The sequence below is a fragment of the Streptomyces xanthophaeus genome (assembly GCF_000725805.1).
GTDB lineage: Bacteria > Actinomycetota > Actinomycetes > Streptomycetales > Streptomycetaceae > Streptomyces > Streptomyces xanthophaeus.
On record NZ_KL647134.1, the window covers coordinates 43,126 to 63,415 of the forward strand.

The 20,290-nt window shown below is 72.8% G+C and carries 9 protein-coding genes; 2 read left to right on the forward strand and 7 right to left on the reverse strand.

The features are described from left to right. Positions 1-19: 19 nt before the first annotated feature. Genes IO30_RS0134755 through IO30_RS0134790 form a run of 7 tightly spaced genes read right to left on the reverse strand, consistent with a single transcriptional unit; the run spans position 20 to position 15,419 of the window. The gene (locus IO30_RS0134755; protein ID WP_051902787.1) at positions 20-1,261 is read right to left on the reverse strand and encodes a cytochrome P450; all 1,242 of its coding nucleotides are present in this window, start codon (positions 1,259-1,261) and stop codon (positions 20-22) included. Then, complete coding sequence (locus IO30_RS0134760; protein WP_051902788.1) at positions 1,248-6,467, reverse strand: non-ribosomal peptide synthetase; 5,220 nt, start codon at positions 6,465-6,467, stop codon at positions 1,248-1,250. The genes IO30_RS0134755 and IO30_RS0134760 overlap by 14 nt, the downstream gene beginning before the upstream one ends. Before the next feature lie 26 nt (positions 6,468-6,493). Beyond that, positions 6,494-9,637 carry a non-ribosomal peptide synthetase gene (locus IO30_RS0134765; protein ID WP_167347304.1) on the reverse strand — a complete coding sequence of 1,048 codons (3,144 nt, stop codon included), beginning with the start codon at positions 9,635-9,637 and terminating at the stop codon, positions 6,494-6,496. A 29-nt stretch (positions 9,638-9,666) separates the two neighbouring features. After that, entirely contained in the window at positions 9,667-10,923 is a 1,257-nt protein-coding gene (locus IO30_RS0134770; protein WP_051859783.1) for an ATP-grasp domain-containing protein, read from the reverse strand. Continuing rightward, on the reverse strand, positions 10,920-13,823 hold the full coding sequence (locus tag IO30_RS0134775; protein WP_234321911.1) for an amino acid adenylation domain-containing protein: 2,904 nt from the start codon (positions 13,821-13,823) through the stop codon (positions 10,920-10,922). Before IO30_RS0134775 ends, IO30_RS0134770 begins: the two co-directional genes overlap by 4 nt. 53 nt (positions 13,824-13,876) lie before the next feature. Beyond that, positions 13,877-14,701 (reverse strand): mycofactocin-coupled SDR family oxidoreductase, encoded by an 825-nt coding sequence (locus IO30_RS0134785; RefSeq protein WP_031149831.1) that lies wholly within the window; start codon positions 14,699-14,701, stop codon positions 13,877-13,879. 1 nt (position 14,702) lies between these two features. Further along, complete coding sequence (locus IO30_RS0134790) at positions 14,703-15,419, reverse strand: thioesterase II family protein (RefSeq protein WP_031149833.1); 717 nt, start codon at positions 15,417-15,419, stop codon at positions 14,703-14,705. A gap of 1,435 nt (positions 15,420-16,854) precedes the next feature. Here IO30_RS0134790 and IO30_RS0134795 point away from each other — a divergent pair. Both IO30_RS0134795 and pepN read left to right on the forward strand, forming a co-directional pair. Next, the gene (locus tag IO30_RS0134795; protein WP_051859785.1) at positions 16,855-17,484 is read left to right on the forward strand and encodes an LmbU family transcriptional regulator; all 630 of its coding nucleotides are present in this window, start codon (positions 16,855-16,857) and stop codon (positions 17,482-17,484) included. A 214-nt stretch (positions 17,485-17,698) separates the two neighbouring features. Then, positions 17,699-20,284: an aminopeptidase N gene (gene pepN, locus IO30_RS0134800; RefSeq protein WP_031149836.1), complete on the forward strand. Its 2,586-nt coding sequence runs from the start codon at positions 17,699-17,701 to the stop codon at positions 20,282-20,284. Positions 20,285-20,290: the final 6 nt, after the last annotated feature.

Below are 20,290 nucleotides of genomic sequence, written 5' to 3' on the forward strand. Positions count from 1 at the left end.
GGCGCCCGGGGCGCGGGGCTCAGGCCTGACGCAGGGCGATGTCGAACCGGTCGATTCCGGCGATGAAGTTCGACGGCCTGCGGACCAGACCGGACAGGGCCTCCACCGACTCCACGCGGGTGAGGAGTTCGGTGAAGAGCGAGCGCATCTCCAGCCGGGCCAGTACGGCGCCCAGGCAGAAGTGCGGTCCGATGGTGAAGGAGAGGTGGTTGTTGGGCGTGCGGTCGAGACGGAACTCGTCCGGCGCCTCGAACACCTCGGGGTCACGATTGGCGGCCGAGAGCCAGACGCAGACCGTGTCCCCCTCCTTCAGCTCCGTTCCGCCGAGCACGGCGGGCCGGGTCACCGTGCGGATGAGGTGCATGGCGGGGGTGTCGAAGCGGAGCATCTCCTCGAGCATGGCCGGGATGCGGCCGTGGTCCTCGCGCAGCCACTGCCAGGCCCCCGGCTGGGTGGCGATCCGGTACAGGCCGGCCGCGACGGCGTTCTTGGTGGTCTCGTAGCCCCCGATGGCCAGGTTCAGGCAGTTGAGCAGGACCTCGTCCGAGGACAGCCGCTCACCGTCCATCTCGATGTCCATCAGGCGGCGGACGATCCCGTTCGGGTCCAGCCGGTGCGGCTCGCCTTCGATGATCTCCACGAAGTACATGAGCAGGTCGTTGTTGCCGGTCTCGCTGCACCGGCGGCGCTCGGCCAGGGTGGGCGCCGCGGCTCCCGCCGCTTCGGTGCCGGTGATGGCGCGGCTGGCCATCGAGGCGACGCCCTCCCGGTCCTCCTCGGGGATGCCGAGGATGGAGCCGATGGCCAGGCGCGGCATCGGGGCGGTCAGCGTGCTGACCGCGTCCACCTCGCCCTGGCGTACGGCCGCTTCGGCCAGTTGCCGGGCGTGCCGTTCGATGACCGGGGTGAGCGAGTGGACGAACTGCGGGGTGATGGCCGCGGTGACCAGCTTGCGCAGCCGGGCGTGCCGGGGCTTGTCGGTCAGCTCGATCATCAGCCCTGCCGCGGGGTCGCGTACGCCGAGGGTGCTGTCCAGCGTCATGCCCCACTCGGAGCTGTACGTGGCGACGTCGCGCAGGACGGTCCGCGTGTGGTCGTGCCGGGTCACCGAGTAGAAGCCGGGCGCGTCGGGCCGGTCCTGCCAGGGGAGCTGCGGCAGGTCGCGCATCGCGGCCCAGGTCCGGTAGGGCGGGTCCGGGACGAACTCCGCGGGGGAGGACAGGTCCACGGAGGCGGTGGCCAGTGCGTCAGCGGTCGCCATCGGCCTCTCCCTTCGGCTCGTCGGTCGGGGCCCCGGCCTGGTCCAGCGCCGCGAGGACGATCTCGACGACCTTGGCCGGGCGGGTGCGGGTGAAGTAGTGGCCGCCGCCGGGGATCTCCAGCAGGCGCGGGACGCCGGTGAAGGGCTTCCAGTCCTGGTAGCGCTCCGCGAAGCCGGTGGTGACCGGGTCGTCGGCCGCGTACACGGCCGTCGTCGGTACGTCCACCGGCGCGTCGGCCGCCGCGGAGGCGTCGGCGTGCCCGTTGAGGTAATAGGCGTTGGCGCTGGTGGAGTCGTGCCGGAAGGTGCGCACGAGCAGGTCGGCGTAGGAGGCTCCGAGCTCGTCGAAGCCGGTGAAGCCGGTCTCCACGGTGAGCCAGTGCTTGATGTCCTCGTACGTCATGGAGGAGACGTAGTCGATGGACTCCTGCAGGGCGTCGGTGTCGTACAGCAGCTTGGCGCCGATGAACAGGTGCTCCACCTCGATGTCGCGGGCCCGCAGCAGCCGGGCCACCTCGATGGCCAGTGCGGAGCCGACGCAGTGGCCCCACAGGACGATCCTGCCGCGCTCCTGGCTCAGCAGTTCCTCGACGACCAGGCCCGCGATGCCGTCGACCGGCATCAGCTCGTCGGCGCCGGACTTGGGGTCGTGGCCGGGCAGTTCGACGCCCAGGACGGCGAAGGAGGGGTCCTTGCGCCGCATCGCGTCGGCGACCGGGCGGAAGTGCACCGCGTGGCCTGCGCCGTAGGGGAAGCAGACGAGCGTCGAGGACGGACGCTCGTCGGCGGGCGTGAGCCGCACCAGGACGCCGTGTCCCTCGTCCTGGCTGAGCTTCTCGGCCAGCGCCGCCTGCTCGCCCAGACGGGAGTTGCGCATCACGTCCTTGATCGTCACCAGGCCGCCCAGCATCATCACGGCGCGCATCGCCGCCAGCGAGTTGCCGCCGAGGTCGAAGAAGTCGTCGCCGAGCCCGATGGTCGTGGGGTCGGTGCCGAGGACCTCGCCCCAGACCGCCGCGATGCGCAGCGCCATCGAGGACAGTTCGCCGTCCCCTTCCCCGGGGGCGTCCTGCGCCGCCTCGGGCGCCTGCGGCGCCTCGGCCCCGTCACCGGCCTGCTCCAGGACGCCCGCCTCCAGCCAGCGCCCCCGGCCCACGAGGGAGCGGGTGCCGTCCGGGCGGTCCAGGGCGATGTCGCCCTCGGCCCCGATCGGCGAGGGCAGCCCGGCCGGGTCGAGGACCAGGACGCGGTCGCCCGCCGCGGCGCCGGGCAGGGACGGCTGCGGGCGGGAGCCGAACTCCGTGAGCGCGGCCAGCTCCTCGTCGCCCGCCAGCGGCAGGGCGCTGTGGTCGTCGGACGGGTCGGCGGTCATCCGGTCGAGCGCGGTGACGAAGTAGCCGCCGATGCGCACGATGTGATCGTTGTCGAACGCGTCGGCGTGGTAGTGCAGGCTCAGTTGCACCTCGTCGGTGTAGAAGTGCCGGGAGAACTCCGAGCGGAACGGGAACTCCGTGATGGCCACGGCGCGGACGTCCAGCAGGGAGAACTCGGGCAGCTCCCGCAGCTTCTTCAGCGAGTAGAAGTGCGTGAAGTTGAAGACGGTCTCGAACAGCGGGACCTGGGTCTGCAGGTCCTGCTTCATCTTGGCCATCGGGTAGCGGCGGTGCGGCAGGAACGAGGTCTCGGCGTCGTAGATCTGCCGGACCAGCCCCTCCCAGCTGCCCCCGGTGAGTTCCACGCGCAGCGGCACCGAGTTGAGGAAGAGACCGCACGCCTTCTCCGCGTCCGCGGCTTCCGGCCGGCCGCTGTGCTCGTAGCCGGTCATCACGTCCTGCTCGCCGGTCACCGCGGCGTGGACCTTCATGTGGGCGGCGAGCAGGACCGTCTTGACGGGGACGCCGAGCCGGCCGGCCAGGGCCACGATCCGGTCGGAGAGCCCGCGCGGGAGCGGCACGTCCTGGAGGACGACGTGGAACGCGGCTTCCTCGTCCCGCGGACGCAGCCGGGGGATGACCGTCTGCGGCCGGTCCTCCAGGCGGTCCAGCCAGTACTGCCGGTCCGCCTGGGAGTTGATCGACTGCTGTTCCAGGCCGATGAAGTTGCGCAGGTGGTTGGGGACCGGCTCGCCGGTGAACACGCCGTCGGTGCACAGCGCGTGGTAGATCTCGAACAGCTTGGTGTGCACCAGGTTGATGCTCCAGCCGTCCAGGGCCGAGTTGTGCTGGCTGATGCTGTAGCGGTACAGGTCGTCGCGCAGGACGTGGACGTGCAGCCGGATGAGCCCGGGGTACTCCCAGTCGAAGGCGTGGGCCTTCTCCTCGCGCTCCCACTCCTCGTACCAGGCCTCCTGGGCCGCCTCGTCGAGGTGGCGGATGTCCGCGATGAACACCGGCGGCGGGTTCACGGCCTTGTGGACGAGCTGGAGGTAGTCGCGGAAGCCGCTGAGGCGGTAGCTGGTGCGGAAGATCGGGTTGTGGGCGACCAGGATGCGTACGGCCTCGGTGAAGGCATCGGCGTCGAAGCCGCTGTTGATCAGGTAGCCGATGATGTCGTGGTACTGGGAGCTGCCCCGGGTCATCTCGCTCTGGAAGATGGTGCCCGCCGAGAGCATCGACATCGGGTACGCGTCCTCGACGTCCTCCGGCAGACGCGACCTCTCCTCCTCGCTGATGAGCTCGAAGGGGGCGAACTCGTGGCGCAGCTCGTCGGTGGCTCCACCCTCGTCCAGCACGGCCGCCAGGGCGGCGACGGTGGGGTTGGCGAAGAGCTGCTGGAACGTGAAGGACAGGCCGAGCCTGCGCGCCTTCGCCAGCACCGTGACGAAGTGGATGGAGGTGCCGCCGAGCGCGAAGAAGCTGTCGTGCACGCCGATCCGGTCGCGGCCCAGCACCTCGGCGATCAGCGCGGCCAGCGCCTTCTCGCTGTCGGTGCGGGGCTCCACGTGGCCCACGGCCTCGGTGGCGGGCTCCGGCAGGGCGCCCCGGTCGAGCTTTCCGTTGGGCGAGAGCGGGAAGGCGTCCAGCACGACGATGCGGGCCGGGACCATGTACTCGGGCAGCGTCCCGGCGAGGTCGCCCCGCAGCTGCTGCTCCGTCGGCCGCTCCCCGGCGCCCTCGCCGGCGACGGCGTAGCCGACCAGCCGCTGGTGCCCGTCCCCGCCGGTGCGCACCACGACCACCGCGTCGCCGACTCCCGGGTGGTCGAGGAGGCGGCGCTCGATCTCGCCCAGCTCGATGCGGTAGCCGCGGAGCTTGACCTGGGAGTCGTTGCGGCCCAGGTACTCCAGGGAGCCGTCCGGCAGCCGCCGGACGAGGTCTCCGGTGCGGTAGGCGCGCGATTCGCCCTCGAAGGGGTTCTCCACGAACCGCTCGGCGGTGAGTTCGGCGCGGTGGAGGTAGCCGCGGGCCAGGCCGTCACCCGCGATGTACAGCTCGCCGGGCAGTCCCACCGGACGCTCGCGGCGCTGCTCGTCGAGCACGTACAGCCGGATGTTGTCGATGGGCAGGCCGATCGGCACCGCGGTGTCCTCGGCCGAGGTGCGGTGGTGGCTGACGTCGACGGTGGCCTCGGTGGGCCCGTAGAGGTTCACCAGCTCGGCGTGGCCGAGCAGTTCGGCGAAGCGGCGCACGTGGTGCACGCCGAGGGCCTCGCCGCTGGCGAAGACCTGGCGCAGCGAGGACAGGCGGCCCTGGGCTCCGGTGGCGGCCACGTAGTCGAGGAAGGCGCCCAGCATGGTGGGCACGAAGTGCAGGGTGGTGACGCGGTGGCGCTCGACGGCGGCCACGATGGCCTCCGGGTCGCGCTCGCCGCCGGGTGCCAGCAGGGCGACGCGTGCGCCCTCGATGTGCCACCAGAAGAGCTCCCACACGGAGACGTCGAAGGAGACCGGGGTCTTCTGCAGGATCGTGTCGGTGTCGTCGATCGCGTACGCGCGCTGCATCCAGTGGAGCCGGTTGACGACGCTGCGGTGCTCGACGACGACGCCCTTGGGGGCGCCCGTGGACCCGGAGGTGTAGATGACGTACGCGGCGTCGGTCGCGGACCCGGCGTCCAGGGGCTCGCCCGCGTCCGGGGAGGTGTCTGCGGCGAGCTCCAGCACGGTGACGGAGGAGGGCAGCTCGCCGGCGCGGCCGCTCTGCGCCAGGACGATCCCCGCCTTGCTGTCCTCCAGCATGTACGTCATGCGGGCGGCGGGCAGGGAGACGTCGAGCGGCAGGTAGGCCCCGCCGGCCTTCAGGACGGCGAGGACGGCGACGAGCATCTCGACCGAGCGCTCGGCGAGGACGCCGACGACGGCCTCCCGGCCCACGCCCCGCTCCCGCAGGGTGCGGGCCAGGCGCGTGGTGGCGCGGTCGAGCTCGGCGAAGGTGAGGGAGACGTCATCGGACACGACGGCGACCGCGTCGGGCGTCGCCGCCACCGTGCGGGCGAAGAGCTCGGGGAGGGTCACGTCGCCGGGGAACGGCGCCGCGGTGTCGTTGGCCGCGGCGGCCACGGCCGCGTCCGACGGACCGGTCAGGTCCAGCTCCGTGAGCGGGGCGTCCGGCGCGGCCAGGGCGGCGGTGAGCAGGCGCGCGTAGTGGGCGGCGAGGCGGTGGGCGCTCTCCGCGGAGAATCGCTGCGTCTCGGTCCGTACGTCGACGGCGAGCCCGGCCGGGGTGCGGCGCACGTGGAACAGCACGTCGGTGGCGACCGCCTCGACGGCTTCCGCGCCGTGCAGGCCCTCCAGCGCGACGGCCACCTCGACCTCGGCGCCGGTGAGCTCCACCGGGTAGTCCTGGTGGGCGAGCACGTCCAGGGTGGCCTGGCGCAGGCGGCCCAGGAGGGACTTGAGGCTGTCCTCGGGAAGCAGTTCGAGGCGGGTCGGCAGGATCCGGGCCAGCGGCTCGACGGCGGTCGGGGGCTGGCCCACGACCAGGTCGCGCTCGGCCCCGTACGCGTTCAGCAGGGCGAACGCGGCCGCGGTGAGCAGCGTGTGCAGGGTCGTGTCGTCGCCGCGGCTGACGGCGGTCAGCCGCTCGGTCAGCGCCGGGTCGAGGTCGAGCACCGCGGCCGAGCGGGTGCGTCCGGTGCGGGCCGCGGCGGGGCGGTCGGCCGGGAACCCGGTGGCGCGGGACCCGTCGAGGAAGCGGGCCCAGAACGCAGCCGAGGCGGGCCGCTGCGAGGCAGCGATCTTGCGCTGCCCGACGGTCAGTTGAGAGGTCATGAAGGAGGTGCTCCTCGGCGTGTGGATCAGAAGTCGAATGCGATGCCGGGAAGTTCCGGCGCGGCGGTGGTGTCCAGGCCGCCGGGGCCGGCCGGCCGTCCCAGCGAGGCGACCGTCGTGTCCGGGTGCGCGAGCACCTGGTCGAGGACGTCGCGGAAGGTGTCGCGGAAGGCCGTGACCGTGGCGCGGTCGAAGAGCTCCGTCGAGTACTCCCACTCGATGTGGAGGTCGTCCGGCTCCTCGAAGACCTGCATGTTCAGGTCGGCCATGCCCTGTCCGGTGTGCCGCGGGCGCAGCAGGACGCGCTCCCCGAGGAAGTCGACGGCCTGCAGTGCGCTCGCCTGGAGGGCGAGCAGCGTGTCGAAGAGGGGGTTGCGGCCGGGGGTGGGCTCCGCGGCGGCCTCGCGCACGAGTTCGCCGTACGGGAAGTCCTGGTGGGCGAAGGCTTCGCGGGCCAGGGCGGCCGCCTCGTCGACGAGCACGCCGAACGGCTTGTCGCCCGCGGGCCGCAGCCGCAGGGGCACCGTGTTGACGAACATGCCCACCGCCGCCTCCAGGCCGGGGGCGGTCCGGCCGGAGGCCGGCACCCCGACGGTGACGTCGTCCTGCCCCGTGGCGACGGACAGGAAGACCGCGTAGGCGGCGGCCAGCGGCGCGAAGAGGGTGACGGAACGCTGCGCCGCGAAGGCGCGCAGCGCGGTGGTGCGCGCCTTGCCGAGCCGGAAGGGGAGCAGGTCGCCGGCGTGGGTGCGCAGGGCGGGCCGCGGACGGTCGGTGGGCAGCTCTGCGGCGGCGGGGCGGTCGCGGAACACGGCCGTCCAGTGGGCCCGCTGCTCCTCGGCCACGGTCTTGCCGTCCCCGGCGGACGCCCAGTGGGCGTAGTCCCGGTAGGGGTGGGCGACCGGCGGCAGTTCCCTGCCGTGGTACAGCGCGTCGAGGTCGCCGAAGAGGTGCCCCAGCGACAGCCCGTCGACCACGAGGTGGTGCAGGTCCACGAAGAGGACGGACCGCTCGCCGGTGCGGTGGAGACCGGCCCGGGCCAGGGGCGCGGTCGCCAGGTCGAAGGGCCGGACGAGCTCGTCGAGCTGCGGCTCCCCGTCGGTGACGCGCAGCGGCGCGTCGACGTCGGCGTGCACCACCTGTACGGGTTCGTCCTTCAGCAGGAACGAGGTGCGCAGGACCTCGTGCCGCCGGACCAGGGCCCGCCAGGCCGCCGCGAGCCGTGCCTCGTCGATGCCGGCCGGCAGGTCGAGCAGCAGCGGGACGTTGTACTGGACCGAGCTCTCGTCCCTGCGCTGCGCCACGAACAGCGGGTACTGCTGCGGCGCGAGCGGGTAGTGGTCGGCCGAGGGGGCGGCGGGCAGGGCCGCGGGGCCCTGGGGTTCGGGTGCCCGCTGCCCGATCAGGGCGGCGAGGTCCTCGACGGTCGGGTTGCGGAAGATGTCCGCGACAGTGACCGGAATGAGGAATTCCGAACCGATGGCGGTCGCGAGCCCGGCGGCGGTCAGCGAGTCGACACCGTGGTCGAACGCCGAGTCGAGCACCCCCACCACCGCGCCCGGCAGCGCGCTCTCCCAGATCGCCACCAGCCGCTCCTCGACCGTGTCGCGCGGCGGCACGTGCTCCGCCGGCAGGTCGTGGAGATCGGCCGGATCGGGCAGCGCCGCCCGGTCGACCTTGCCGTGGGCCGTCAGCGGGAGGGCGTCGAGCAGCACGAGGTGCCCGGGGATCAGGTGCCGGGGCAGCCGCTCCGCGAGGTGCTCGCGCACCTCACGGACGTCGACCGGTTCGGCCTCCGTGAAGTAGGCGGCGAGGTAGCGGTCGGCCGGGCCGCCGCCCTCGCGCACCCGCGGGACGACGACGGCCTCGCCGACGCACGGGTGGCCGCGCAGCACGGCCTCGATCTCCCCCGGCTCGATCCGGTAGCCCCGGATCTTGACCTGGCCGTCGGCCCGGCCGAGGAACTCGATGACGCCGTCCGGGCGCTGCCGCGCCAGGTCGCCCGTGCGGTACATGCGCCCGCCGGGCAGGAAGGGGTCGGGCAGGAAGACCTGCCCCGTGAGTTCGGGGCGGCCCAGGTAGCCGAGCGCCACCCCGTCCCCGCCCACGTACAGCTCGCCCTCGGTGCCCGCGGGGACCGGGGCACCGTCCGGGCCCAGCACGTAGGCGGTGGAGTGGGCGATGGGGCGCCCGACGGGCAGTGGCCCGCCGGTCTCCTCCACACCGATGCGGTGGGTGGTGGAGAAGGTGGTGTTCTCCGTGGGTCCGTAGCCGTTGACGACGCGGACCCCGGGCGAGGCGGCCAGCACGGCCGCCACGTGCTCACCGGCGACCACGTCCCCGCCGACGACGAGGTCGCTCAGCGGGGCGAACACCGAGGGGTCCTGCCGGGCGATCCGGCTGAAGAGGGGGGAGGTGAGCCACAGGGTGGTGACGGCGTGCTCCCGCAGCGCGGCGCCGAGCCGCCCCGCGTCCAGGACGGCGTCCTCCTCGGGCAGGACGACCGCGCCGCCGTTCAGGAGGGGGCCCCACAGCTCGAAGGTGCTCGCGTCGAAGGAGACGGCGCCGGTCTGCAGGACGCGCATGCCTGCGGAGAACGCGACGAAGTCCGTACCGCGCACCAGGCGCACCACGTTGCGGTGGCACACCATGACGCCCTTGGGCCGTCCGGTGCTGCCCGAGGTGTACATCACGTAGGCGAGGCCTTCGGCCCCGACGCCGTCGGGCTCCCCGGCCGCCGGTTCACCGGCGGCCGCCGCCGGGTCCGCGAGGTCCGCCCGGATGGACAGCTCGGCCCCGCGGCCGCCGGGCAGTTCGCCCTCGCGGTCGCCGAGCAGCAGCCGTACGCCGCCGTCTTCGAGGAGGTACTCCACCCGCAGGTCCGGCTCGGAAGGGCTGACCGGCAGGTAGGCGGCCCCGGCGCGCAGCACGGCCAGGTTGGCCACCACCCACTCGGGGCTCCGCTCGGCGCGGACCGCCACGAGCTCCCCGGGGCGCACCCCGTGGGCCCGGACGCGGGCCGCGAGGCGGGCCGAGCGCTCCTCCAGCTGACGGTAGGTCAGCGTGCCGTGCTCGCCGATCACCGCGGGGGCGTCGGGGGTCGCAGCGGCCTGGACCAGGAACAGTTCGTGGATCGTGGCCTCGCGCGGATAGCCCGGCGCAGCTTTCATCGTGGGTTCCATCTCTTCGTGCTCCTGCCTCACGCGCCCGCGCCGGCCGACGGCGCGAAGACGGGGCGGAAGGTGGCGGTGATCGATTCCGCGACCGTCCGCAGGCTGTCGTGGTCCGGGGCGGAGCCGTAGACCACGCCCAAGTGGCTCTGGGTGCCCTCGCGCCAGTCCACGCGCCGCCCCGGTTCGGCGTGCGCCTCGACGTTGCGGACGCCGGGCAGCGCGGCGAGCTCGGGCAGCCCGTCGACCGAGGTGAGCGTGCCCGCGACGGCCGGCGGCGTGAGGAAGTACTGGTAGGTGACTCCGCGCTGGCGCGCGGCGGGGATACGGGGCTCCCGGCCGAGGGCGACCTCCAGGGCCACGCGCACCAGGTTGATCCCGGTGGCCCGGCGCAGGATCTCCGGGACGTACCCGCCGAGCCGTCCGTTGACCTCGATGATGCGGGGCCCGTCCTGCGTCAGCTTGATCTCGGTGTGGGTGATGCCGTGGCGCAGGCCCAGGGCCGCCACCGCGGCGGCCTCCAGGGCCAGGACCTCGTCGGCGGCCTCCTGCGCGAGCGTGGCCGGCAGCAGCATCCCCGTCTCGCGGAAGGGCTCGGCGAGGGCGAACTTCCCGGTGACGCAGACCTGCCGGGAGCCGGCCGCGGTGTGGACGGACTCCACGGAGACGTAGTCCCCCCAGAACTCGCCCGCCACCTGCGGATCGCCCTCCAGCATCTGTTCGGCGACGAACTCGATGCCGGCGGGCCGGGCGGCCGCCGTGGCCAGGAACTCCTCGGCGGAGTCCACCCGGGTGGTGTGCAGGCTTCCGGCGCCGATCCGGGGCTTGATGACCGCCGGGACGCCGACGAGGGCGAGCGCCTCGGCGGGATCGTCCCCGATGACCGCGCAGCGGGTGGCCTGGACCCCGGCCTCGGCCAGGATCCGGCGCTGCACCAGCTTGTCCACCAGCGCCGGGATGAGACCGGTCTCGTGGTAGGGCAGCCCGAGTCCGGCGGCCGTGCGCGCCGTCTCGGCGAGCTGGTACTCGCTGTACGTCACCACCCCGTCGACCCCGGCTTCCCGGAGCAGCCGGATCCGCTCCTGCGGGTCCCGTCCGGTGACGTCGACGACCTCGGCGAGGTCGAGCATGGACTGCCGGGCCGCGGCGGTGCCGGGCCGGTCGAAGTCGGCCACGAAGACCACTTCGCAGAGCCGGTGGGCGGCGGCCAGGATCTCGTTCGGCGTGGCGGAGCCGAGGTCGTGCAGGACCGCGACCCGGGGCACCTTGCGTATGTGCTCGGTCACGGTCGCGCCGCCCCTGCTTCCGCTGCCGCCTGCTGCGCCGTGAGGTGCTCCACGAGGCGCGCCGCCGTCGGCTTGAGGTACAGGTCGCGCAGGGGTACGGGCGGCAGACCCTCCCGGCGCAGGGCGGCGGAGAGCCGTACCGCGAGCAGGGAATTGCCGCCGAGCTCGAAGAAGTCGTCGTCCGGGCCCACTTCGGGGCCGAGCGTGGCCCGCCAGGCGCGCAGGACCACGTCGGTCAGGCCCTCCTGCTCCGCGGGGGCTTCCGCTTCCGCCTCGGCGGCGGCCTCGGCATCGGCGGCCGCCTCGGCCGCGGGGAGCTGGTCCGGCTTCGGCAGCCTGGCCGCGTCCACCTTGCCGTTCACGGTGAGCGGGATCTCGGGCACCGCCGTGACGGTGCCCGGCACCATGTGCTCCGGGAGGACACCGCGCAGCCGGCGCCGGACCTCGGCGACCGAGCCGGACGGCCGCAGCACCACGTAGGCGTCGAGGCGCACGCCGGCCGCGTCCCCGTCGCCCTGGTTCAGGACGACGGCGCCCGCGGAGACGGTCGGGTCGTCGAGCAGCACGGACCGGACCTCGCCGAGCTCGATGCGGTAGCCCCGCACCTTGACCTGGTCGTCGATGCGGCCGAGGTGGTCGAGCCGCCCGTCGGGACGGAGCCGGCCCAGGTCACCGCTGCGGTAGGCGCGTTCGCCGGTCAGCGGGTCGTCGACGAAGCGTTCGGCGGTGAGTTCCGGACGGTTCAGGTAGCGGTCGGCCACGCCCGCGCCGCCGACGTAGATCTCGCCGGGTACGCCCAGCGGCTGGACGCGGCCCCGGGTGTCGCGCACGGAGAGCGTCCATCCCGGCAGCGCCGTGCCCACCGAGCGGGAACCGGCGGCCACCTCGACGGGGGTGACCGTCTGGGTGGTGACGTGCACGGTGGTCTCGGTGATGCCGAACATGTTGACCAGCCGGCACCGGTCGTGCGGCTCGCGCCGGAACCACAGTTCCAGGGAGCGCACGTCCAGCGGTTCGCCGCCGAAGACCACGAGCCGCAGGGCGAGCGGCCGCTGCTGGTCCAGGTGCACGTCGCGCAGCGAGGCGAAGGCGGAGGGGGTCTGGCTCAGCACGGTGACGCGGCGCTCGACGAGCAGCGCGTGGAACTCCTCCGGGGAACGGGAGACCCAGTACGGCACCACGACGAGGTGGCCGCCGGTGAGCAGGCAGCCCCATATCTCCCACACGGAGAAGTCGAAGGCACTGGAGTGGAACAGCGTCCACACGTCGTCCGGGCCCAGCCGCATGTCCTCGGCGGTGGCCGCCAGGAGCGCGCCGACGTTGCGGTGCGGGACGACCACACCCTTGGGCTTGCCGGTGGATCCGGAGGTGTAGATGACGTACGCCGGGGCGTCCGGGTCCTGCGCGGGCTCGGGCGCCTCGGCGGTGGATCCGGCCAGCGCGGCGGGCCGGACCGCGGTGACGCCGTCGACGGCGGGGAAGCCGTCGAGGGTCGTGACCACGAGGCGCAGCCCCGCGTCCTCGGTCGTGTAGCGCAGCCGCTCGACGGGGTAGCGCGGGTCCATCGGGACGTAGGCGGCCCCGGTCTTGAGCACCGCGAGGAGGGTGACCAGCAGGTCGGCGTCCCGGTCCAGGCAGACGCCGACGAAGGAGCCCGGTCCGATGCCCCGTTCGGCCAGTCCGGCGGACATCCGGCTCGCGGCCCGGTCGAGCTCCGCGTACGTGAGCTGCTTCGCGGCGTCGGACAGCGCCGGGGCGCCGGGCCGGTCGGCCGCGATCGCGGCGAAGGCACCGTGGACGGTGGTGGCCGGACGGGAGGGGGCGGGCTCGGGGCGTCCGAGGGCCAGCAGAGCCGCGCCCTCCTGCCCGTCGGTCAGCTCGACGTCGGCGCTCAGCAGGTCCAGGGCGTTCGGCTTGGCGCCGATGAGCTCCGCCGTCCGGCCGACGTGGCGGGCCAGTTGCGCGGCCACCTCGGGGGCCAGCACGGACGCGTCGTAGTCGAGGCGGCCGGTGAAGGTGCCGTCGCGGCGCGGCTCCCAGGTGAAGGTCACCGGGAACGGCAGGTCCAGGAAGGGCCGGTAGGCCCCGTCCTGGCCGGACAGCTCCACGACTCCCACGGCGGGGACGGGCCGGTCGGCGCCGACGGGCGGGGCGGCGGCGATGGCCCGCTCGGCCTGCTGGACCAGGTCGGCGACCGGCGTGGCGTCGTCCACCGGCAGGGACACCGCGGCGAACCGGTCACGGCCCGCACGGTCGGCGGTGAGCAGGCCGACCGGCCGGCCCCGGTCCGCGTAGCGGGACAGCACGAGGGCGGTGGCGGCGAGGAGGACGGGGGTGGCAGGTTCCGGGGCGACGGCCACGGGGCCGATGTGCGTCACGCCGGTGACGCCGGCGCGGCGCGGGTCGCCGAGGCCCCAGGCGGGCGGCGCGGCGTCCACGGCGGTGTGGCGCGGCGCGGCGCCGGGGCCGGCGAGGTGCTCCGCGGCGTCCGCGGTACCGGCCAGGACCCGGGCGACGAGGTCGAGCCCGGCGCTGTCGACGGCGCGGCGGTGGGCCACGAGGACCAGGTCGGCGGCTCCGTCGGGGTAGGCGAGCAGGACCGCGCGCAGCCCGTTGCCGTAGCGGGCGCTCTCGCGGGAGCGCAGCGCCTCGGAGGCGGGGTGGGCGGCGGGGGTGGCCACGTCCTCGACCCACAGCCGCAGGCCTGCGGGAAGGACGCCGGCGTCCCGGGCGGCGGCCAGCCGCCCGGTGGCCAGCTCGGCGGTGAGCCCGTCGGGCATCCGGCGCACCAGGCTGTGGCAGGCGCGCGCGGGCCGCGCGTCGAAGGTCGTCCCGGCGAAGAAGTCGGCAGCGCTGCCCGCGGGGCCGGCCGTCGGTGGCGGGCTGATCCGGGTTGACATGCTGATCTCCTGGCTCGTGCTGGTGGGAGGCGGGGTGGTGGGGTGCTGTGCGCTCATCGCGTGCTGAATCCGCCGTCGACGGTGACGACGCTCCCGGTCACCTGACGGGCGTCGTCGCTGGCGAGGTACAGGGCGGCCGAGGACACGTCCTCGGGGTTCACCAGGGCGTTCATCGGCTGGGACTCCAGGAACGCGGTCTCCTGGTCCTCCGGGGCGACACCGAGCGAGCGGGCGACCTCCGAGAGCATCCGGCCTTCGAGGGCGGCCTCCTCGCGGACCTGTCCGGGACACAGGGCATTGACCCGGATCTGGAGGGCCGCGTAGTCGAGGGCCGCGGCCTTGGTGAGTCCGATCAGGCCGTGCTTGGCGGCGACGTAACCGGCGAAGTAGCGGTAGCCGACGAGCCCCGCCGTCGAGGAGATGTTCACGATGCTGCCGGAGCGCTGCCGGGCCATGGCGGGGGCAACGCCCTTGATCATGCGCCAGGCGCCGGACAGGTCGACGTCGAGCATGACGCGCCACTCGTCCTCGGTGATCTCGTGGCTGGCCTTGCCGGAAGGGGCCGCGATCCCGGCGTTGTTGAGCAGGACGTCGATGCGGCCGAACCGGTCGAGGGTGTCGGCGACGGCGGCGTCGATGTCCTCCTGCCGCCGTACGTCCGCCCGGGTGGCCAGGACGGAGGCGCCCCGCTCGCGGCAGAGCCGTGCGGTGGCTTCGAGCTGGGCGGACGTGCCGAGCGGGTAGGGCACGTCGTCGATGTCGGCGGCCACGTCGAGGAGCGCGAGGTCGGCGCCCTCCTCGGCGAACCTCAGGGCGCAGGCACGGCCGAGGCCGCGGGCGGCGCCGGTGATGAGGACGGTCTTCTGGGAGAGTCGCACGTCAGTTCTCCGTACGCCCGGACCGCAGTCGCGAGGCGATCAGCTCGAGCAGCGACTTGGCATCCGCGTCGAGGTACATGTGGTCACCGGGTACGTCCACGGCGGTGAAGGCCGCACTGGTCGCGTCGCGCCAGTGGCCGGCCGCTTCGGCCGAGACGAGGTGGTCGTCGACGCCGCGGACCGAGGTGATGGGCGCGGTGAGCTTGCGCTCGGAGGCGGGCGCGTAGGCCTCGTGCATCTCCACGTCGGCCCGGAGGGTGGGGAGCAGCAGCTCGCGCATCTCCGGGATCTCGAAGGCGGGGTGCGTGTAGCCCGCGAACTCCTGGACCCGGGCGAGGAAGGCGTCGTCGTCCAGACCGGTCGCCCGCTCGGTACGGCCGTTCCACGGCCCCTGCGATCCGCTCACGAACAGGTGGACCAGCTCGCCCGCGCCGTGGTCGGCGATCCGGTGGGCCAGCTCGTACGCGAGGATCGCGCCGAGGCTGTGCCCGAACACGGCCACCGGCCCGTCCCCCGCGGCTTCGAGGGCATCGGCCAGCAGCCCGTCGGCGGCGGCGTGCACGTCGGTGTACGGGTCCTGGTCGAGCAGGCGCTCACGGCCGGGCAACTGGAGCGGCCGGACTTCGACGCCCTCGACCCCGAGGGAACACCAGGGCTTGTAGAAGCTGGCACCGGCGCCGGCGAAGGGCAGACACAGCAGAGGCAGGGCATGGGACATGGCGCTCATGGCTCCGTAAAGGAAGTTCGAACAAAGACTGGTCGGTCCGTCACGGGGGATCGCGCGCCGAGCTGTCGGCGGAACCCGTCGGCAGTGGTCGGTGCCGAGGGCCGCAGGAGGCTCGAACCGCACGGGTCCGGAAATCGACAGAGTCCGATTTCGCCAAACACGGAAATGACGTCGGCGTCATCATCCAGCCCCCCGCGCCGATCGACGAATGGATCATGCAACAGGTCGCAAGCGTTGTCGAGCGTGATTCGAGTGCCTTCGGGGCACGATGGCCCTATAGCGCAAAGGGGCAGCGATGAAAAGCTCTTCGAGGGCCGAATCCGGCGACGGACGGAGAAAGTCCGTCGCCCTGGAGCCCGTACCTCCGATGACCTCCGGCGCGGCTCGGCGCCCGGCTTCCGGCAGTAAGCGGGTATCAGCCACCGAACTCCCGGTAACGGTGCGGGGCCTCGCGCTTCGACCGGCCCGCGTGTCCCGCTGGCGGGACACGCGGGTGCCCGCCGCGAGGGCCGGCCGAATCCTTTCAGCCGAAATCGCTGCGGATCGCAGGGCGGCCCGGAAGGTAATTGAAAGTGGCCATTCCGGTTCCACCGGACCTCCGGCGGGCCATGAACTCCGAGTAATTAACCCGAGAACAAGAGATCCCGGGGGCGGTCCTTTATGAACGCTCGATGTCCATACGGAATGAGCCCTCCGCGCAGGTCCACACAAGAGCGCCGAATGGATTCCGGAATACACGGACCGGCATTTCCGGCCCCTTCACCGCCCCGTCCGCCACCCCGCCCACCGCCCCGCCCACCGCCCCCTTCGGCCCGCTCCCCGGCACCCGGCCCGGAGCCGGGAGAGGGGGGCGGCCGGCCGCCCCTGACCGACGCCGGCCGGGCAAGGGCAGCAGATCCTCCTGCCGGACGCCCGATCCACCGGAAGAACCACGGTTCCACCACGGAAGTGGGCACACCCGTCCCGGGCTTGGCATTCTTCTGCCAGGCACGATTAATGCCGGTCGATTGATCTGGACCAGGCCACAGCGCGATGTCAAACTCCTTGTTGACCAGCGCTTGTTGCCCGCCGCATGGGGAGCGGTAAATTGACGCGAAACTGTACATACAGGCCGACCGGGGCACATAGCCCGGTCCGGCCACCGGCCATCGCTCGTTGAGCCGGCGGCGCCTTCGCGCCCGCGTGCATCGCACGGCACGGTTCACCAGCTTCCGCCGGGACGGTGGTCAGGTGCTGCGGTCCGACCGCAGTACCACCTTCCCGCGCCAGGCCCACGTGCCCGCAGCACGACAGCTCCGCGCTCAACAGCACGGCACAAAAGCACATTTGACGTCACGTCACAAGGCGGAACACCGACCGACAGACCGCTTCCTGCCTTGATCGACCTGACGTCAACCGACCGAACTTGACCAGAGAAGTGAGCAGCATGGAGACGAGTACGACCGCCCTGCGCACGCCCAGACCCGCCCCCGGTGTACCGCCCCTCACGCGCCGCACCGGCCTGTCCCTGCCACCGGACTTCCCCCTGTCGGAGTGGAAGCGGTTCGGCAGACACCTCTTCCTGATAGCGGACTCCTCGTGCTGGTGGCTCGGCGACTGGCTGATCTTCGGCCAGGAGACCTACCCCGGCCGTTACCGGCAGGCCATGGAGGAGACCTGCCTGGACTACAAGACCCTGCGGAACTACGCATGGATCGCCCGGCGGTTCCCGGCCTCGGAGCGGCATCCCAAGGTCAGCTTCCAGCACCACGCCGAGGTCGCCTCGCTCGAACCCGCGAAGCGCGCGATGTGGCTGGAGCGCGCCGCCCAGGAGGGCTGGTCCCGCAACGCGCTGCGCCAGCACCTGCGGCAGGCGGCGCTGGCCGGATCGGCGGCCGCGGCGGGCGAGGGGGCCGACCGCAAGGAAGCCGAGGTCCAGCTCCAGCTCCGTACGACGGCGGAGCGGGAGACCCTCTGGGCGGGCGCCGCCGAGCGCTCCGGCCGGGAACTGGCCGACTGGATCATCATCAGCCTGGACCGCGCCGCACAGCGCGAGACGGCCGCGCTCAGCAATTAGCTCTCAGCAGTAGCAGTCAGCAGTAGCAGTCAGCAGCACCAGCAGTCAGCACGTCTGTCGGCACAGCAGCACCGGATCAGCACGGTCGGCCCGCCACGGGGGGAACATGGGCGGGCGGCCTGTCTGCGCCCGGGCCGTGCGGATCACCCCGGCGTGGCAGCTCCGCCCCCATGGAAGGATGGGCCGGAACGTCACCATCGAAGGAGATGACCGCGTGCCAGGCACGAATCTCACCCGTGAAGAGGCTCAGCAGCGGGCAAAGCTGCTCACCGTCGACGCGTACGAGGTAGAACTCGATCTCAGCGGCGCGCAGGACGGCGGCACCTACCCGTCCGTGACCACCGTGCGCTTCCAGTCGGCCGAGGCCGGTGCCGAGACCTTCATCGACCTGGTCGCCCCGGCCGTGCACGAGGTCGTCCTGAACGGCAAGGCGCTGGACGTGGCGGCCGTCTTCCGGGACTCGCGGATCGCCCTGAACCACCTGGCCGCCGGGGCCAACGAGCTCCGGGTCGTCGCGGACTGCGCGTACACCAACACCGGTGAGGGCCTCCACCGCTTCGTCGACCCGGTCGACCAGCAGGCCTACCTCTACACCCAGTTCGAGGTTCCGGACGCGCGGCGGGTCTTCGCCAGCTTCGAGCAGCCCGACCTGAAGGCCACCTTCCAGTTCACCGTGACCGCCCCGGCGGGCTGGACGGTCATCTCGAACTCCCCGACGCCCTCGGCGGACGAGGTCAAGGACAACGTCTGGCGCTTCGCGCCGACCCCGCGCATCTCCAGCTACATCACCGCGCTGATCGTGGGCCCGTACCACGCGGTGCACAGCACCTACGAGGGTCCGGGCGGCCAGTCCGTGCCGCTCGGCATCTACTGCCGTCCCTCGCTGGCCGAGTTCCTGGACGCGGACGCGATCTTCGAGGTCACGCGGCAGGGCTTCGACTGGTTCCAGGAGAAGTTCGCCTGCGACTACCCCTTCGCCAAGTACGACCAGCTCTTCGTCCCGGAGTTCAACGCGGGCGCGATGGAGAACGCGGGCGCGGTCACCCTCCGCGACCAGTACGTCTTCCGCTCGAAGGTGACGGACGCGGCGTACGAGATGCGCGCCGAGACGATCCTGCACGAGCTCGCGCACATGTGGTTCGGCGACCTGGTCACCATGGAGTGGTGGAACGACCTGTGGCTGAACGAGTCCTTCGCCACCTACACCTCGATCGCCTGCCAGGCGGACGCCGAGGGCTCCAGGTGGCCGCACGCGTGGACCACCTTCGCCAACTCGATGAAGACCTGGGCGTACCGGCAGGACCAGCTGCCGTCCACGCACCCGATCATGGCGGACATCCGTGACCTGGACGACGTCCTGGTCAACTTCGACGGCATCACGTACGCCAAGGGCGCCTCGGTGCTCAAGCAGCTCGTCGCCTACGTCGGCACGGACGCCTTCTTCAAGGGCGTGCAGGCCTACTTCAAGGCGCACGCCTTCGGGAACACCCGTCTGTCCGACCTGCTCGGCGCCCTGGAGGAGACCTCCGGCCGCGACCTGACCGCCTGGTCGAAGGCGTGGCTGGAGACGGCCGGCATCAACGTGCTGCGCCCGGAGATCGAGACCGACGCCCAGGGCGTCGTCACCGCCTTCGCGGTGCGCCAGGAGGCTCCGGCCCTGCCGGCCGGCGCCAAGGGCGAGCCGACGCTGCGGCCGCACCGCATCGCGGTGGGCCTGTACGAGCTCCAGGGCGGCGCCCTGGTCCGCACCGAGCGCATCGAGCTGGACATCGACGGCGAGCTGACGGCCGTGCCCCAGCTCGTGGGCCGCACCCGGCCGGCCGTCGTCCTGCTCAACGACGACGACCTGTCCTACGCCAAGGTCCGCCTGGACGAGGAGTCCCTGGCCACGGTCACCGCGCACCTGGGCGACTTCACCGAGTCGCTGCCGCGGGCGCTGTGCTGGGCCTCGGCCTGGGACATGACGCGCGACGGCGAGCTCGCCACCCGCGACTACCTCGCGCTGGTCCTCTCCGGCATCGGCAAGGAATCCGACATCGGCGTCGTCCAGTCGCTCCAGCGGCAGGTCAAGACGGCCGTCGAGCTGTACGCCGACCCGGCCTGGCGCGAGGAGGGCCTCGCGATCTGGACCGAGGCCTCCCTGGAGCACCTGCGGGCGGCCGAGCCTTCCGGCGACCACCAGCTGGCGTGGGCCCGTGCCTTCGCGGCCACCGCCCGCACCCCGGAGCAGCTGGCCCTGCTGACGGCGCTGCTGGACGGCACGGAGCAGATCGAGGGCCTGGCCGTCGACACCGAGCTGCGGTGGGCGCTCCTGGAGCGCCTCGTCGCCACGGGCGTCGCGGGCGAGCCGGAGATCGCGGCGGAGCTGGAGCTGGACGCCACCGCGGCCGGTGAGCGCCACGCGGCGACGGCGCGGGCCGCGCGCCCGACGGCCGAGGCCAAGGCCGAGGCGTGGGCCTCGGTGGTGGAGTCCGCCGACCTGCCGAACGCCGTGCAGGAGGCCGTCATCGGCGGCTTCGTGCAGACCGGCCAGCGCGAGCTGCTGGCCCCGTACACCGCGAAGTACTTCGAGGCGGTCAAGGGCGTGTGGGAGACCCGCAGCCACGAGATCGCCCAGCAGATCGCGGTGGGGCTCTACCCCTCCCTCCAGGTCTCCCCGCAGACGCTGGAGGCGACCGACGCCTGGCTGGCCGAGGCCGAGCCCAACGCGGCCCTGCGCCGCCTGGTGCTGGAGTCGCGTTCGGGCGTCGAGCGTGCGCTGAAGGCCCAGGCAGCGGACGCCGCCGCGGCCCGCGGCTGAGGCTCC